The following is a 16,561-nucleotide window of genomic DNA, read 5'->3' as shown; positions in this document are numbered from 1 at the left end:
CTCCTCTCCTTTTCCTTGCCGATCCGTTATTTGCCGATTTTCTTGCAGGACCCCCGCTTGACCAGCACGGAATCAAACACGACATGCTTGTTGGTCGACTGACCCGTAATCAGGTCGAACAGGATTTCCACGCTGGCCTTCGCCATATCTACCCCCGGCTGGCTGATGGTGTCCAAGGAAGGGTGGTAGTACTCCGCCATCTCGATCCCGTCGAAGCCGATGACCGAAATGTCGCCCGGGATGGACAAACCCGAGGAAAGAATCGCCTTGGCCGCCCCGATCGCGATCGTATCCGAGGCCGCGAACACCGCGGTCATATCTTTGTTCTTGTTCATCAGCCGTTTCGTGGCGGTGAATCCCGAGCTTGGGCTGTACTCGCAATCCTCGACCAGGGAAGGGTCGTAAGGAATGCCATGCTCCTCAAGCGCCTTGATGTAACCGAGCAGCCGCCGGTTCCCCGTCGTATGCTGTACAAGCGGAAACCGGGCCAGGAAGCTGATCTTCGTATGTCCCAGGGAAATCAAGTAACTTGTCGCCTTGTAGGCCTCCTGGACATCGTCGATGATGACGCTGGAGAAGACCGTGGGATCCACTTCCTGGGTCGTCGTGATTGTGGTCAGAACGAAGGGAATATTGAGCTGCCGGAACTTCTCTTCGGAGTGATCGTAGGTTCCCCCCATAAAAATAACGCCGTACAAATTTTTCTCTTTGACCAGTTGAAGCGCCGCGTTAATCTCGTCGCTGCCGTCTTCGACATGTTGGATCAGCAGCGGACAGCCCCGGAGGTTCACCTGGCGTTCGACTTCTTTAATCATGTTGGAAAAGAACGGGTTGGATATCCCTTTAACCATAAGCGCAATCGTGTTGGACTGCGTCATCTTCAGGTTGCGTGCGCTGCTGTTAGGGATATAGTTGTACTTCTTTACCACTTCCATCACTTTGGTCCGGGTGGCATCGCTTACAAATCCCGTATTATTTAAAACTCTGGAAACGGTGGAAATGCCAACTCCGGAGAGCCTTGCAATGTCTTTTATATTCATTTTCTTACGGACCACCTCTGCTATAATGCCTTATCCCACCTGGGTGGATCGGGGATTTCAGGATTTCCATTGTTTTCGGGAAACGTTTCCCGTTCAGGGTAAATCCAGCCCATGGCAAGACATTCTTTCGATGGATAACATTATGCACCCGATGTTTCCGAGTTGTCAATAATCAATTTTTAAAGCGGGTCTCTTGATTTAATGCGCTTACAAAGTTGATTTACACCATTTTCCAATGAGTTCCCCCGCAGCTTGGCATGTTATTGACATTTTTGCGGCGCTCCTTTACGATCGTCTTAGATAAACCACAGAAAAGTATAGGGAAACGTTTCCCTATACTTAATATCCTTTCTTTATTCGGATTGGAGTGTCTCATAAAGGAGGAACCAAGATGGCGCTGAATCTGTCCGCGTTTCAGGCAAGGCTTGAGCGTGAAGGGCTTCATGTTTTTTCCGTTCGCGTAGTGCAGCATGGCGAGGCGGTAGGGGCGGAAAATTTTGCGGGTGCCGACGACATTCGTCGTTTACAGCATTCCGTCAGCAAATCTTTTACGAGTATGGCGGTCGGCCTCGCCCTTGAGGAAGGACGGCTGGATTTGGATACGCGGATCGGAGACGTGTTTCCCGAGGCCGGTTCGGATCGGGCTTCCTGCGCCTCCGAAGCCCTGGATCCCGCACAAATCCGGTTGATCGATCTGCTGCGGATGTCCAGCGGCCATGATACCCCGCCTTTAACTTATGAGGAGAGAGCCGTGCTGGAGGAGCCCGACTGGGTGAAGCATTATTTATCCCGGCCGCTGGACCGACCTCCCGGGGAATTGTTCACATACAGCAGCGGGGATACCTATATGATTTCGGCCATGCTGGAGGCCGTAACCGGGCAGACGGTGAAGGATTACCTGGTCCCCCGCTTGTTCGAACCTATGGGAATCGATGACGTGCGTTGGGATACCTGTCCGCTTGGCCGAACGCTCGGCTGCACCGGATTGTATTTAACCACCGAAGAATTGAGCCGGTTTGGGGAGTTTTTGCTGCGCCGGGGGGTGTGGAAAGGCCGACGACTAGTCTCCGCCGCCTGGATCGATCTGGCGACGAGCAAGCAGGTCGCCACGCCCGAAGACGGCGGTGACTGGGGGGCCGGTTACGGCTATCAATTTTGGCGCTGCACGCACGGGGCCTACCGGGCCGACGGCATGTACGGACAATTCTGCATCGTCCTTCCCGAACGGGATGCGGTGGTCGCCATCAACAGTCAGGAAGAAAATATGCAGGGGATCTTGAACGCCGTTTGGGAGGAGATCTACCCTCAGCTCTGAAAATAAATGCGTGGTAGTTGGAACATCCGGTTCCATGGATTGAAGGCATGTTCGATGTCCGGCCAGCATACACTTGTGACAAGCAGGCTGTAGGACTGGCCCGAACCAATGCCTTCATCTCGAATAAAGGATGGTCCCTTGTGAATTTATTAACACGCAGAACCAAAGCCTATCTTGTTCGCCGTTCTCTCCAAAAAGGCTCCATGATTTTTGCCGGCTCCATGATTCAGGGGTTTGCCATGGCCGTCTTTTTATTTCCACACGCCATTCCCTCCGGCGGGGCCGCGGGTCTCGCGGTGCTGCTGAACTACTGGTTTCAACTGCCGATGAGCATCGGGTTATGGCTGATGAACTTTCTCTTTCTGATCACTTCGATACAGTATCTGGGTAAAATCAGCGCGGTGGGCACGATCGGCGTCATCACGACGACCGCGGTATCCGTCAATTTCTTCGAGGTTTACTTCCGCTCTCCCTTCGAGAACATCTGGCTCGACCTCTTGATCGGCTCCATCTTTCTCGGCCTCGGCATTACCCTTCTGCTCAAGCAAAGAGTGTCCAACGGCGGGATCGGATTCGTCGCGCTCGCCCTTTCCAAACAGAAGAAAGTGGATCCCGGCAAAGCCCTGTTCTGGATGAACGGCTTCATCTTCCTCCTTACGGCCGTTGTGATCAACTGGCAGATCGTGATCCAGGCGCTGCTCTGCCAGTGGCTGTCCACCCGAATCGTGAGCTGGCTCTACCGCGTTTCATTTCCGCCCGTTTTGCAAATGGCCTGGCGCAACAAAAGGGATGGCTGAGCGCCATCCCTGCGTACCGAGTGGGGAAGATTTCACGGTTAGTCCAGAGTTTCCTTGTATGTGGTCAGAGCTTTTTTAAACCAATCCTCGTTAGCTTCCATAAAATCCTGCTCCCCTATAAACATCATTTGGGTAAATTGACGTGATGAGCGGGTAATCGCCATGATTACCATCGCCCTTCTCCCATTGAAGATTCCAGTTCCTTTAAAATAAATCGCTTCATAACCTTTGATGTTGATGGGTTCGGGCTTGGTCCAACTGGGATTTTCCAGCGCTAAACTCTCGATATAGAGTTGGTAAGCATCTTCCATTGTTACGGATTCGAGTCCAGCGGCGTCTTCGGCATATGCCGTAAAAAGGGTGTTGTCGCTGCCATCGTGACGCAGCTCAATCTCACCATCATCAAACAGCTTAAATTCTTTCCATACCTCGGTAAGCTCGACCTTCATTGAAGCACGTTTATTTTTGAATACCTTGGATTTTTCCTTACTGAAGTCAAATGAAAGGTTTGGTTCTTCTACCTCTTTCAGCACTTTGAAGGAATCCACAATACGTTTATACTCCCTTTTGTGTGAAACAAAATCTTCGGGTGGGCATGTGACCGTTAAAAAATAATAAGCGTTCCCTTTTTTTAGCCCTGTCATCAGTACTCCTCGCTTTTCCCCCTCCAACTCCGTTCTTCCTTCCAACTGGTACGCCGGCTGACCGTCAATGGTAAGATTTCTCCAGCCGGTCTTCTCACCGTGTCCCACTAGTTGAAGAGAATCGAACCTCTCATTGACAATCGCCTCAGGTTCTTTCCCTTCCGTCATTTTCGACTCGAACACCCTAGCAACTAATAATTGGGCATTCCTGTCGTCGTGCAGTATAAACTCGGCGACTTGATCATACGGGGTCCTCATCTTGTTCCATTTCAAAGGGACCTTGATTTGCAAGGATTGATCATTATTAACGATCGTTTCACTTTGATATTCTATAAATTGCTCCTTCTCCGCAGGTTTCAGAACTTTAAACGTCGACATTAGTTTCCGGGACTCCTCTTTTGGGTGAGAAGACGCCTCCGGGCCGGTAATTTCTATTAAGTAAAATGCATCTTCCTTTTCTAAAAATGTCTGCATTACATATTCCGTTGCGTTATTATGTATTCGCATGATATATCTCTCTTTTGCCGTAACCCCATCGATCTCTACGGTTTGGACGACTTGTACATCAACACTCGCATACTCTTTATCCAACTCTTTCTCCCATACTTCGAGAGTCATTCCTTCGCTAGCATCCGCGCGAAGTTCCTGCATAATGCTTAAAGTTACAAGAGTTCGATTTGTTCCATAGCCGTGAAGTACAAGACGGGTACTTCCGTAGGTATGGTCCCCTTCATCCAACCACCAAGACTCCGGAACGGAAATTTGAACCGTCCCGTCCTTGCTCCCGACCGTTTTAAGCGGCTCGCGCAACAAAGTAAGGCCCTGCTCCTTCCCTTGAACAGGATTTGCATTGCCGTTCTCCCCCGACTGGCATCCCGTAATCAAAACGAACAGCACGATGCAGGCAAGCCACCACAACCTATCCATTCCTTGCCTCATTCTCATAGCTTCCTCCCACCATCCAAAATCTGTTAATGAATTATTTATCTTTTCATTTATCGGGTGGGACAGGTGAAAATGTTAATATTTAGGTGGCTCAATCCAGCGTTAACGGAAGTTTCTCCCGTTAATTTAGCTCGTTACGTCCATAGGACATAACTTAGCTCACTGGCGTTGCATCAAACCTGACATGGTGCTGCCGCCCCCGCCATCTCACTTACCGCCCGTTATGATAGCGGCATTTTGGGCTGCTATTTCGCCCAGATATGCTTTTTCGGGAAAAATAGCGGCTAAAAAGGGCCTTATTTCTCTGGTGCGAGTACAGAAATCAGGTTTTGGCCCGCTTTTTTTCAAAATAAGGCCCCAAAAGACCGCTATTTCACAGCAAAGAGCCAAGTTCGACAAAATAGCGCCGCAAAAGGCCGTTATCCACCCGCCCGGCTTCAAAAGGTGGCGGTTACGGCCATTAGACCCCTCGGGTTCATGCAACGCTAGTGAACTTAGCTGGAAATTATCCCGATAATACCGCCCAAAAGGGGCGAACGAGGCCTCTGCCCGCAGATTTGCTGGAGGTTTTCCAGCTAATTGTGAGCTGCGGCGGTTCGCCTCCGAATTAACGGGAATTTCTCCCTTTAAGCCCCCTCACTCCCCGCCGGGCCTTCCGGCTTCAAGTCCATCATCGCCCCGAACAACTGGGAGCCCGTGGTGAAGCAAATATAAGCGCAGAGCTCGGCTATTTCCTGCTCGGTGAACAGCTCCCGCAGGATGTTAAAGCTTGCTTCCCCTATGGCGCCGCGGTCCTTCAGAAACAGCTCCGCGAACCCGACCGCGAGGCTGGTGCGCATGTCCTCCTGGCTCGCGTCAGCCCGGCCCTTGGCCTGGCAGTACTCGCAGCCGTTGCCGAACGCAAGTGTGCGGCGAACCTGCTCCTTTAAGTTCCGATCCAGCGTTCCCGCGGAATAGAACGTTTCCTCGAGTCTAGTCCACTCCGTCAAGATCGCCTCATTATGTCCCAACAGCCTCTGAAACGGCGTGTCTCCCCGGTCGGAATAAGCAATTCTTGGCATAAAAAATACCCCCTTTGGATTTATTTTGATTATATATACCAACCGGGGGCGAATGAATTATAATTGATATTAATCATATGGGTTTTCCGATCATATATAATCATTTTATAGAAAAAGAGGTTTCATATGAAAATTGACGAAATCGATATCGCCATCCTGAACGAACTGGCTGTAGACGCCCGGCTGTCCATGCGGGAACTCTCCAAAAAGGTCAATCTGTCCCCACCTTCCGTCACCGAGAGGGTACGCCGTCTGGAAAGCGAGGGGATCATCGAGGGTTACACGATCCGCCTGAACCGGAAACGGCTTGGCTTCGGACTGGAATGCATCATGGAAATTACTGTGCGGAATGGAGATTACGAACGGCTCCGGAATCTTATTCAGGATCATCCCCGTGTCCTTGGCTGTTGGCGGACCGCGGGGAAGGCCTGCTTCTTCGTACATTTGTACGCCAAAGACTTGGCGGAGATCGAGGAGTTTGTAGACCGAATCGCCTCGTTTACCGCTCCCTCCACCAACATTATTTTTTCCGAGGTCAAAATTCGTACCCCGCTAAAAGACCAGTTGTCCGGCGGCCCTGCTGATTTTTAACTGTATGCCTGCCCCGCTACCCGCCGCTCCAAGTGCTCCGTCTCGTTATCCCGACTTGGCGCAAGGAGGCGCTCATGCACAAAAAGATGCAAATCTGCAGGAATTTTCGCCAGCCATCTAGACTTCCGCTCAAAAAGATGCAAATGTGCAGGAATTTTCAGGCGGCTGGGGCCGCAGGATGCTATTTCCCGATAAAAGCTGCAGATTTGCATCAATTTTTCCATCGGGGCTCCATATGAGAAAAAAACCTGCAGATTTGCAGGAATTCTCACTGACAGGCCTAGCTCGGACGATCCCGACCTATCTCGAACTCCCGACCTATCCCGAACTCCCGACCTATCCCGAAACTCCCGACCCTATCCCGAACTCCCCACCTACCCCGAACCTATTCCGACCACCCCCGAACCTATCCCTGATCTGCCTCCGGCTATCCCGGGCTCTCCCACAGCACAAAAAAAGAACCCCTCCTCATCACCGAGGCAAGGGTTCTTTCAAATTATTTACGCGTAACGGTGTAGCCTTTTTCTTGGAGCAAGGTTACGATGCCCTTCTCGCCGAGCATATGAGCCGCGCCCACAGCGATCATGTACGTCGAGGAGTCCTTTCCTTTCAAATAACCTTCGATTTTCTCGGTCATTTTAACATTGCGATCCACGAGCATGGCTTTGTAGTACTCGTCGCCGCTGGATTTAATGGCATTAACCATTTCGATCAGCGCTTGATCATCGCCGGTTTTCCACATTTCGGCCATCGAGTTTACGCTGTCGTCTACCGCCTGGAGACTGTTCAGCGTGGTCAAGAGATTGGCTTCCTGCAGTTCCTGAGAGAACTCGTTGAACATTCCCAGCTGCGATTCATAACTTTCGAGTTCGATAACCGGAATTTTACGCTCCATAGCTTTCGAAACGAAATAGTAATCGATGCCGACTTGTCCTTGATACCCGCTCTTGCTGGCCTGCAGGGTCTGGAGTGTCATTTCGACCACCCAAGGTTTGAACGGATCGAACGCATCCCGTTCCATCCCGTTTTCGGTGAGGAATTTGGCCAATTTCGCGTAAGTTGTCTCGGAAATATGGTCCTTCAAAGTGGTTCCGTCCTGATAAGTCCCCAGATCCAACAGCAGCTTCTGCATCTCGGGAGAAGACCCCTTGGTCACGTCGACTTCGACTCCGAGGTTATCCGCTTCGGCAAAGGCACTTTCAATCGCAGGGTCGAGCGGATAGAAGCTATCGTCCGCGACATGCATGGTTCCCAGCAGGTAAACTTTATTTCCGGCATTTTCGACTTCCCACAGGAAGCCGCGGCCGCTGGCGGCCGCCGGTTGCTTGGACCAAATATAAACGGCGCGCTCCGAGGCGCCCCAGTGTACATCGTAACCGGAAATTTCCCCGAACGAACGGACCGGGAGGTACGTGACGCCGTCCACCGTTTTGGAGCCCGAAACGTTTTGGGCTTGTTGCTCCGGCTTCAGTTTCAGAGCTTTATAGATCTCTTCCGCGGGAACCAGGGTCGATCCTTGGTCGATGACAGGCGCATGTTCACCGAACTGTACCCATTCTCCGTCCACTTTAACCGATACCGTATTCGGCGCAGCCGAAGTCGCAGGGACGAGCACAACCAGCGACATGATCATGGATAACAGCGAGGCTGTCCATTTTTTAAATCTCATTTTCTAGTAACTCCTCTCTTATGTATATCTAATTAGTATAGCGAAGTCGGTCGTCGAAGCCAACCCCGCATAAGAAACGCCTGCCGTTGGGCAGATTTAATATAATCCGGCGGCCCTCGTCTATTGGAAGACAAGATGAAAAAAAACGCCCGCTGTGCTACAATAACGGAATGTTCAACGGGAAATTGCCTAGGAGGTTAACAAAATCGCATGCTGATTATCGGAATCGCCGGCGGCACCGGTTCGGGAAAAACCACGGTGGCCCGCTCTGTCATCGAGCAGCTCGGCTCGGACAAAGTCACATTTATATCCCAGGATAATTACTATAAAGACCAGGCGGACCTGACCATGGAAGAACGGCTGCTGACCAATTACGATCACCCTTTCGCTTTCGACAATGAACTGCTGATCGAACATCTTCAATTGCTGAAAAAGGGGCTGCCTGCCCACGCGCCGGTCTACAATTTCACCGACTATACCCGCTCGACCTCGGAAACCGTCTTGCTCCAGCCCAACCGGATCGCCATCGTCGAGGGCTTGTTCGTCCTCTATGACGAACCGCTGCGCAAGCTGCTGGACATCAAAGTGTTTGTTGACACGGATGCCGATGTCCGTCTGCTGCGCCGCGTGCTGCGGGATATGGAGGAGCGGGGCCGCTCGATTCATTCGATTTACCAACAGTATCTGGCCACGGTGAAGCCGATGCACGAAGCGTTTATCGAGCCATCCAAAAAATATGCCGACCTCATCATTCCCGAGGGCGGGCATAACGAGGTCGGCATTCAGCTCCTGAGAATCCTTACCGAGAAATACCTGACGGGTGGAGAAGAATGGCCCGTCGGATAAAGAATCCGTCTATGATAATAACCGGACGTTGTCCCGCTTTATGAACCTTTTTCGGGTACATGCAGGACGGTCCGGTTTTTTCCTGCTTTTTGGCCTGGCACAAGAGGGATTCCGATGAGGATCATGAGGATAAAATGCCTTTCCGAAGCATCCATTCGTCAACTTGTTCCACCCGCATCGGTTTGCCGTAATAATACCCCTGCATCACATGGCAGCCGAGCTCGGTCAAAAAGGAAACCTGCTCCTCGTTCTCCACTCCCTCGGCGATCACATCCAGATGAAGATTTCCGGCCATCTGAATAATGGCGCTGATGATCGCCCGCTTCGTCGGCGTTTCCAGATCGTTAGTAAACAGGCGATCCAGTTTCAGCGCGTCCAACGGAATCCTGTCCAACAGACCGATCGAGGAATATCCGCTGCCGAAATCATCCATGGAAATGCGAACGCCCATCTCGCGCAGCCTTTCGATCTGCCGGATAATCTCATGAATATCATGCAATACCATGGATTCGGTAATCTCCAGCTCCAGGAGGCAGGGATCCAGACCGGACTCGTCGAGCGCGCTGCTGATCATGCTATGCAGGCTCCCCGTCCAGAACATGCCGACCGACAAATTGACCGAAACCGGCTGAAGAATGCCGCGAGACACCCAGGCGACGCATTGACGGCAGGCCTGCTTCAAAGACCAGCGTGTCATCGGAACGATCAAGCCCGTCTCCTCCGCAATCGGGATGAACTCTCCCGGGGACACGGTCCCCAAACGGGGATGGCTCCACCGGATCAAAGCTTCCCACCCGACCAGCCGGTTTTCCTTGACGCTCCATTTCGGCTGATACACCAAATAAAATTCCCGGTTGTCCAGCGCTTTTCTCAAATCCTTCTCGAGTTCCATTCTCCGAATCTCTTGAAGTTCCATTTCATTACTGTAGAAACAGTACCGGTTCTTCCCCGCCGACTTTGCGCGGTACATGGCCGTGTCCGCCGATTTGAGCAGAAAGGAGCCGTCCGTCATATGCGGTGAACGGAGACTGATTCCGATACTTGCGGTTATGTATAGTTCATTTCCTTGGATAAAATAGACCTGCTTCACGCATTGCAAAATATGCTCCGCCAGCCGCCTGGCCCGGTCCTCGTCGCAAGGGGAGACGATAAACAAAAATTCATCCCCGCCGATTCGGAACACCTCCCGGCCATCGCCCGCAAACCGGAGCAGCCTGCGGCCCACATGACCGATCATCAGATCCCCCACGGGATGCCCCAGCGTGTCATTGATCGCTTTGAACTGGTCGAGATCCAGGAACAAGACCCCCAGGCTATCCCGGTCCGAAATCGTATTAAAAAAGCGGTTCATTTCATTCCGGTTCGGCAGTCCGGTGACCGTGTCGCGATAAGCCATGCTTTCGAGAACGAAGCGGTCCAGGAATATCGCCGTCCAGGAAATAAACAGGATGATGAGGATGATCACGGTAACTCCGTACAGCAATAACATGTCCACGGTAGGTTCGTTGGTCATCTTCATCCCGGGATGACCCAGGAAGCGGGACGCCTTCATTCCCGTATAATGCATCCCGCACACCGCCGCCCCCATGACCAGGGCGGCCGCCCATTTCATCCCGCTTCCCTTCGGCTGATAGCGGAAGCGGAGGAACAACATCAATGCCACCAAGGAGGCGGCTACGGCAATCACGGCGGACAGCGCCACGTATAGGGGATCATATTCCAGCCGGGCCGGCATAATCATCGCTTCCATCCCGATGTAATGCATCAGCACGATCCCGCCGCCCATCGCGCCGCTGCCGAGGATCAAGGCCTTCCAGCCGACTTTCTTGGGCAAGGTGATGTAAAAAGCAATCCAAGAGGACATCATGCTAGCGAACATCGAAAAGACGGTCAGCCACCAATCATACCTCACTTCCATCCCCAAATGCACCGCCTGCATGCCTACAAAGTGGGTAGCCCAGACCCCCGTACCCATAACGAACGCCCCGGCCAATGTCCAAAAAAAGCGGATTCCTCCGCTTGCCCGGGAAATCCGCGACGTAATATTTAGCGCAGAGTACGAAGCTAATACGGCAATCAAACATGATAGCGCCACAATGTAGTAATTATAGATGCCCACCATAACCAACGCACTCACTCCTGTCTTCACCTGCTGTCTAAAGTGATTATAATATGATAATGAAATAAATGAACAGAATAATCTGGTAGAGCGTATAAAAAAGAGCCGATCGCCCTTCCGGGCATCGGCTCCACCGTGCGGCGGTTTATTTTCCGGCCTTCAAGACCTCTTCCTGCTTCTTGACGAACTCCTCCGGCGTCAAGGCGTTGCCCAGCAGCGCCTGAATCAGATTCCGATGTTCCTCGGAGGCCACCGGCTTCATCTGCACATCCAAATAGAGAATGACCTTATTGGCGTTGTTAAGCTCGTTCAGGACATCCTTAAACATCTGGGGCAGTTCGACGCTCGACGTATCCACCTTCGTTCCGGGAATGATGCCCGCATCGGTCACGGACAATTCCCCCCACCGCTGCACAAAAAAGCTGACGAACTTCTTGGCGTCCTCCTTCACCTTGGAGTTCTCGGACACGAACAAGCCGACGCCGACGCCCCCGACCCAATCGTTGACATTTCCCTTGCCGCCTTCGACGATGGGGAACTTAAAAAAGCCGATTTTGTCCTTAAACGCTTTCGGTATATCCGGGTTTGTCGTATAGTTCGGCACTTCCCAAGTCCCCATCGCGTACATGGCGGCCTTCCCATTCATGAATTCGGCCTTCGCTTCTTCATTCGACAAACCGTTGAAGCCCTTGATGAACGCGTTGCTGTTGACCAGAGCCTGGGCCTCCCTCGCCGCTTCCAATAAGGTTGGGTCGCTGAAGCTGCTATGGGCAACCGCGTGATCCTGCACATCCGGCCCGCCGATTCGATCGGCCAGATACATATACCAGATCGATCCAGTCCACGCATCCTTCGAACCGAGGGCGACCGGCGTTACATTGTGCTCGTTCAGCGTCCTGATGATGTTTTTGAATTCTTCATAGGTCTGCGGCGGCTGAAGGCGGTACCTCGCGAAAATCTCCTTGTTGTAATAGACCGGCACGATGTTCAGCTCTACGGGAAGCGCGTAGGTTTGGCCGTCCATAGCGTAAGCCTCGGTCGTTCCGGCCACGAACTTGTTCTTCAGTTCGTCCTGAAGCAGATCGTCCAACGGGGCAAACAGCCTTCCTTTTACGTAGGGCTCCAGGAATCCCGCAGCCCAGGTAAAACCGACGTCCGGCAAGCTGTTCGAAGCGGATAATACCTTGATTTTATTTTTGTACTGTTCATTCTCCAGCATTTCGATTTCGATTTTTACATTCGGGTGGGCCTGCTCGTATTCGCCGATGATCTGTTTGACCAGCTTGTTTTGCGCGGAATTGTTAACATCCGGCCAAAGATGCATCATTTTGATCGTCACCTTGTCCGCGGAAGCGCCTTGACTCGCTTCATATCCCTTTGCGGCCGTGGCCGGCGAGCCTTCCGGTCCGGCTTTGTTTTTGTCCCAGCAAGCAGCCAGTACCAAGGCCAGCGCCAGCAAAAGCAGGGATACGGAAAACATTTTTCTTTTCATTTCTTCCTATCCCCCTTATTCGCCTTGGAAAAATGTATGCGCTTCCTTCCTGAAGCCAGTGTAGCACCCTACCGCCGGGAGACAAGGTCATATCGATTGGGAATTATACCAATTAATTTGGCTCATTCGGATCTTCGTTCGGTCCCGGCACTTCCGGCGCCTGTCCCTTCACCTCGTTCCGGTAAGAACCGGGGCTGTGTCCTTCGTACTCTTTAAATACCTTGTTAAAATATTTGGTTGTCTGATATCCGACGCGCTCCGCGATCTCCCCTACCGGCAGCTTCGTCTGCAGGAGCAGTTCCTTCGCCTTCTGGATTCGCAGGCGGGTGACATATTCGATGAAGGTCATCCCCATCTGCTCCTTGAACAGCACGCTGAAATAGCTCGGGTTCAAGTGCACGTGCTGCGCCGCATCGCGCAGGCCAAGGCCTTGATTCAGATGCTCCTCCACATAGCGGAGCGCTTCCTTCACGGGCTCCGCCACCGAGTTCAGCTCTCCCGCCGCCTCCAGCAGCTTGCGGTCCATCATCCGCTCCAGCAGCGTCGCCCGGCTTCGCTCCTCGCCGATCTGCAGCGCCCGCTCCACCGTATCGATCAGTTTCTCCCTCCGAATCGGCTTCAACAGATAGTTGACCACCCCGAGCTGGATCGCTTGTTGAGCATATTCGAATTCGGCGTAACCGGAAATCAGAATGACCGCCGGCCGGTATGCCGCCCCCGCCTCCCCCTCCGCTTCGGCCGCGGAAAGACGCTCCACCAGACTCAGCCCGCTAATTTCCGGCATACGGATATCGGATATCAGCAGCACCACCGGCTCTTTGGCCAGCAGCTCCATCGCTTGGGGGGCATGCTCCGCCGTCAACACTTCATAACGGCCGCCGCTCCAGGATTCAAGCATATTTTTCAGCCCTTGGCGGGTTCTCGGTTCATCATCGACGATTAAAATAACTTTTCTCCTCCACATGTTCATTCCTCTCCCGTCCGCAATGGAATCGTGATCATGACCCGAGTCCCTTCGCCGCTGCCGCTGCTGACGGACAATCCCGGCTCCAACCGGCCGGGACGTTCCGTTTCTCCGCCGGCGCGCCCTCCGCCGCGGCCGTAGTAAAGCTTCAACCGCTGCCGCACGTTGAAGATTCCCATCCCCGTCCCTTTGGAAGGCGGGGACTGGCCGGACTCCAGCGCACGGTTCACCGAGCGCAGGGTCTCTTCATCCATCCCCCGGCCGTCGTCTTCGACGGAGATCCCCAAGTGGATCCCGTCTCCGGCCGGCTCTACCCGGATCGTCACGGTCCCCGGGCCGATCCGCCCTTCAATGCCGTGCAGGATCGCGTTTTCGACGAGCGGCTGGATCAGCAGCTTCGGCATTCTTACCGCCGCGTAAGCCGGCGGCATCGAAACGCTCCAGGCGATCCGGTCGCCGAGCCTCATTTTCATAATCAGCAAATAACGCTCGATATGCTCCAGTTCGTCCCCCAAGGTGACCCATTCCTCTTTATTCGGTCCCGTTATCGTATAGCGAAATAAATCCGCCATGGCGATGACATATTCGGCCAGTTCCTCCTCCTGCTTCTCCTGCAAAGACCAATAAAGCGCTTCCAGCGTATTGAACAAAAAATGCGGATGAATTTGCGCCTGCAGGGCCTTCAGTTCCGTTCGGCTCTGGATCAGCTCTTTTTCGTAAACCAGCTCGATCAGCTCGTTCATATGTTCGACCATCTGGTTGTACGTGTGATTCAGTTCGTTGATCTCGATCGTCGACGAAATCCGCGTCGTCGGCTTCAGACCGCCCAGCCGGGCGCCGCGCATCGTTTTGATCAGCTTGAACACCGGCCTGGTGATGATCGTGGACATCGGAAAGGACAGCACGATAAACAGCAGCGTACCGAGCCCCGCCGACATCAGAATAGCCGTCCGCAGTACGGAAATCCCCTCCGTTATGGCGCTGACGGGCGTCAGAATCAAAAAGATCCACCCCGTTACTTCGGAAGATTGCTTCACCAACATGTATTTTTCCTTGCCGATCGAGACGACCGTCTCTTCCGCCTCCACCAACGGCTGGATCGCCCCCGCATTAAAGGTCGGGGCGCTGCTGGCGATGAGACTGTAATTCGGTCCCACGACCAGCATCGTCTCACGGCCGCCATCGCCGCTTAACGATTCGCTCAGCCTGAACGCCTCCCGGTCCATCCGAACCAGGACATACCCGCCGTGCGTAAACCAATGATCCATCAGACTGACGCTGCGGATCGCCAGCACCGTGTTCGGCTCCAACGGATCCTTGCCGATCCATACCATCCGCCCCTTGCCTTCCTTCGCCCTGGCGATCCATTCCTGGCCCACCTTCTTGTCCAGACGCCCCTCGTCAAGCGGAAACAGCCGTCGATTATCGCCGCTGTACAGTTCGACCGAGGTGATGCCGTCGGCATAGGTCTGCACGATTTTGATGCTGGAGAGCAGGGCCTGGCGTTCCGCAAATGTCGCCGGCTTTCCCCCCTGTTCATTCAGCAGTACTTTCTGGACATAGGCATTCGTGGCGACCTGCGTCGTCAGGGAATCGATCTGGTTCAGCACGGCCTCCAGCCGGCCGTTGGCCTCCACCGCCGTCTGTTGGATATGTTTCTCCGCATTGTTTTTTAACAGTCGGGATACGGAATCGAAGGTAAAAACCCCGACCACGCACAAAATAATGATCATAACCCCGAGGAACCCCACCAGCATTTGATTGCGCAAGGTATTCCACTCTCGAAAACGCCGCATCCGTCCATCCCCTTTCCATCCCTTGACGGTGGTTCTCGGTTTTCGAGTTACCTAAATTCTAGATTGAGCGGAAAAGTCCTTTTTTTTTCGAGCGGATGTCAGGGCATACCCGTCAAGCTCATGGCGAAAGGAGAGCCAAAGGAACAAAAATCCATTTAACAATTTACCACGTTTCTCCGATAAATGATTTAGCAGCACGAATAGGACTATAGGAGGAAGTCATGAGAACTAGTAAAGTATGCCTGAGCTTCATATTAATTGCAGGGTTGTTTGCCGGCTGCGGGTCCAAGGAGAAAGCCCCTTCCGAAAGCAGCGCTCCCAACCCGCCCGCGCAAGAAGCCGCGGCCCAAACCACCAAGGATCCCGGCGTCGTTACCGGAGCCAGAGAAACGATCCTGGACATGTACCGGGCGGCAAGTACGGGGAATCAGGAAACCTTTTTAAAGATTGCCGAAGGATACGCAAATTCTACGGCGGAGTCGCCGAGCGAAACGATGGGGAACCTGGCGGAACTTTTTGAGATGAAAGGCGGAGCCGAAGGGATTACCCTGGAAGAAGCGACAAAGGAACAATTAGCCCCCTTTTATCTGGCCCGCATTGAAGAGCAATTTGGCCCTTACGGGGAAAAAGCAGTCGTCGTCATCGAGTGGAGTCTGAGCCATGATACGGAGCCGATGGCCTGGATCGTTGAGCGCCGGGACCAGGAAAACCGCGTAATTCGGCGGGACCTTGATTTGGAAGAGGGCAGCAAGTTTACCTTCTTCGAGCGAAAGGAAACCGGCCAGACTGCACAACAGCCGGGGAAATCCGCGAACTCCGGCGGCGGCCAGGACCAGGTCTCGCTGACCGATATTATGCGGGGCAGCCCCTACAACACGATCGTCGCGCTTTATGAGGCGGCATTAAATGGGGACAAGGACGTTTTTGAGAATATCACGCAGTTCAGTACCGAGAAGATTCATTCCTCCTGGATGGCCGAACGGGTTATGAAGGCCGGATCGACGGGAGGTCTGCGGATTGAAGAAATCGATAAAGCCTGGATCAAGGCGGACTTGCGCGATAAAATGGCCAAGGAATACGGTGAGGATTTCGCCTTGATGGTAGAATGGGAGAAGGATGATTACGCGCAGTTGTTTATTCTGAAAAAAGTAAACGGGGCTTACTATGTGATGTGGCATGAAGACGAGAACAAAGACGGGTTCCTCGATTACTACGTCAACGAGAAATATGAGTACGACATGAGTATATTCGACGAGGAGAACGTCGATTACGAATAGAAAAA

13 protein-coding genes are annotated in these 16,561 nt (G+C 52.9%); 5 read left to right on the top strand and 8 right to left on the bottom strand.

Features of this window, described 5'->3' with window-relative positions; translation table 11 throughout:
- Positions 1–26: 26 nt before the first annotated feature.
- The gene (locus LBW89_RS17545; protein ID WP_148455158.1) at positions 27–1,040 is read right to left on the bottom strand and encodes a LacI family DNA-binding transcriptional regulator; all 1,014 of its coding nucleotides are present in this window, start codon (positions 1,038–1,040) and stop codon (positions 27–29) included.
- Positions 1,041–1,431: 391 nt separating this feature from the next.
- Between LBW89_RS17545 and LBW89_RS17540 the strand changes: the two genes are divergently transcribed.
- Together LBW89_RS17540 and LBW89_RS17535 are read left to right on the top strand one after the other, a co-directional pair.
- Complete coding sequence (locus tag LBW89_RS17540) at positions 1,432–2,355, top strand: serine hydrolase domain-containing protein (RefSeq protein WP_148455156.1); 924 nt, start codon at positions 1,432–1,434, stop codon at positions 2,353–2,355.
- Positions 2,356–2,495: 140 nt separating this feature from the next.
- The gene (locus tag LBW89_RS17535; RefSeq protein WP_318249401.1) at positions 2,496–3,152 is read left to right on the top strand and encodes a YitT family protein; all 657 of its coding nucleotides are present in this window, start codon (positions 2,496–2,498) and stop codon (positions 3,150–3,152) included.
- A 38-nt stretch (positions 3,153–3,190) separates the two neighbouring features.
- Here the strand turns inward: LBW89_RS17535 and LBW89_RS17530 are convergent, their stop codons facing one another.
- Positions 3,191–4,723, bottom strand: a complete 1,533-nt coding sequence (locus tag LBW89_RS17530; protein ID WP_148455154.1) for a hypothetical protein — start codon at positions 4,721–4,723, stop codon at positions 3,191–3,193.
- Positions 4,724–5,367: 644 nt separating this feature from the next.
- Positions 5,368–5,802 carry a carboxymuconolactone decarboxylase family protein gene (locus LBW89_RS17525; RefSeq protein WP_148455152.1) on the bottom strand — a complete coding sequence of 145 codons (435 nt, stop codon included), beginning with the start codon at positions 5,800–5,802 and terminating at the stop codon, positions 5,368–5,370.
- A gap of 126 nt (positions 5,803–5,928) precedes the next feature.
- Between LBW89_RS17525 and LBW89_RS17520 the strand changes: the two genes are divergently transcribed.
- A complete protein-coding gene (locus LBW89_RS17520) occupies positions 5,929–6,393 on the top strand; it encodes an Lrp/AsnC family transcriptional regulator (RefSeq protein ID WP_148455150.1) in 465 nt (154 codons plus the stop codon).
- A 496-nt stretch (positions 6,394–6,889) separates the two neighbouring features.
- Here LBW89_RS17520 and LBW89_RS17515 read toward each other — a convergent pair whose 3' ends face one another.
- Positions 6,890–8,062, bottom strand: coding sequence for a TraB/GumN family protein (locus tag LBW89_RS17515; RefSeq protein WP_148455148.1), 1,173 nt, complete (start codon positions 8,060–8,062; stop codon positions 6,890–6,892).
- Between the two features lie 210 nt (positions 8,063–8,272).
- Here LBW89_RS17515 and udk point away from each other — a divergent pair, with 210 nt between their 5' ends.
- Positions 8,273–8,908, top strand: coding sequence for a uridine kinase (gene udk / locus LBW89_RS17510; RefSeq protein ID WP_148455146.1), 636 nt, complete (start codon positions 8,273–8,275; stop codon positions 8,906–8,908).
- A gap of 121 nt (positions 8,909–9,029) precedes the next feature.
- On the opposite strand, the gene LBW89_RS17505 is transcribed toward udk, so the two are convergent.
- The 4 genes from LBW89_RS17505 to LBW89_RS17490 all read right to left on the bottom strand — a co-directional run bounded on the left by LBW89_RS17505 (position 9,030) and on the right by LBW89_RS17490 (position 15,279).
- Positions 9,030–11,045 carry an EAL domain-containing protein gene (locus tag LBW89_RS17505; RefSeq protein ID WP_318249400.1) on the bottom strand — a complete coding sequence of 672 codons (2,016 nt, stop codon included), beginning with the start codon at positions 11,043–11,045 and terminating at the stop codon, positions 9,030–9,032.
- 127 nt (positions 11,046–11,172) lie between these two features.
- The gene (locus LBW89_RS17500) at positions 11,173–12,519 is read right to left on the bottom strand and encodes an extracellular solute-binding protein (RefSeq protein WP_225039698.1); all 1,347 of its coding nucleotides are present in this window, start codon (positions 12,517–12,519) and stop codon (positions 11,173–11,175) included.
- 112 nt (positions 12,520–12,631) lie between these two features.
- Complete coding sequence (locus LBW89_RS17495; protein ID WP_225039696.1) at positions 12,632–13,483, bottom strand: response regulator transcription factor; 852 nt, start codon at positions 13,481–13,483, stop codon at positions 12,632–12,634.
- A gap of 2 nt (positions 13,484–13,485) precedes the next feature.
- Entirely contained in the window at positions 13,486–15,279 is a 1,794-nt protein-coding gene (locus LBW89_RS17490; protein WP_225039694.1) for a sensor histidine kinase, read from the bottom strand.
- Between the two features lie 221 nt (positions 15,280–15,500).
- On the opposite strand from LBW89_RS17490, the gene LBW89_RS17485 reads away from it, so the two are divergent.
- The gene (locus LBW89_RS17485; protein WP_148455138.1) at positions 15,501–16,556 is read left to right on the top strand and encodes a hypothetical protein; all 1,056 of its coding nucleotides are present in this window, start codon (positions 15,501–15,503) and stop codon (positions 16,554–16,556) included.
- Positions 16,557–16,561 lie beyond the last annotated feature (5 nt).

The sequence above is a fragment of the Paenibacillus sp. alder61 genome (genome assembly GCF_020179875.1).
Lineage (GTDB): Bacteria > Bacillota > Bacilli > Paenibacillales > Paenibacillaceae > Fontibacillus > Fontibacillus faecis.
Note: the sequence above shows the minus strand (reverse complement) of the source record. Positions and strands in the feature narration are given on the sequence as shown.

Bases quoted from the DNA above. Each gene is read 5' to 3' on its own strand.
- LBW89_RS17545 (WP_148455158.1), bottom strand. From the start codon at position 1,040: ATGAATATAAAAGACATTGCAAGGCTCTCCGGAGTTGGCATTTCCACC.
- LBW89_RS17540 (WP_148455156.1), top strand. From the start codon at position 1,432: ATGGCGCTGAATCTGTCCGCGTTTCAGGCAAGGCTTGAGCGTGAAGGG.
- LBW89_RS17530 (WP_148455154.1), bottom strand. From the start codon at position 4,723: ATGGATAGGTTGTGGTGGCTTGCCTGCATCGTGCTGTTCGTTTTGATT.
- LBW89_RS17525 (WP_148455152.1), bottom strand. From the start codon at position 5,802: ATGCCAAGAATTGCTTATTCCGACCGGGGAGACACGCCGTTTCAGAGG.
- LBW89_RS17520 (WP_148455150.1), top strand. From the start codon at position 5,929: ATGAAAATTGACGAAATCGATATCGCCATCCTGAACGAACTGGCTGTA.
- LBW89_RS17515 (WP_148455148.1), bottom strand. From the start codon at position 8,062: ATGAGATTTAAAAAATGGACAGCCTCGCTGTTATCCATGATCATGTCG.
- udk (WP_148455146.1), top strand. From the start codon at position 8,273: ATGCTGATTATCGGAATCGCCGGCGGCACCGGTTCGGGAAAAACCACG.
- LBW89_RS17500 (WP_225039698.1), bottom strand. From the start codon at position 12,519: ATGAAAAGAAAAATGTTTTCCGTATCCCTGCTTTTGCTGGCGCTGGCC.
- LBW89_RS17495 (WP_225039696.1), bottom strand. From the start codon at position 13,483: ATGTGGAGGAGAAAAGTTATTTTAATCGTCGATGATGAACCGAGAACC.
- LBW89_RS17490 (WP_225039694.1), bottom strand. From the start codon at position 15,279: ATGCGGCGTTTTCGAGAGTGGAATACCTTGCGCAATCAAATGCTGGTG.
- LBW89_RS17485 (WP_148455138.1), top strand. From the start codon at position 15,501: ATGAGAACTAGTAAAGTATGCCTGAGCTTCATATTAATTGCAGGGTTG.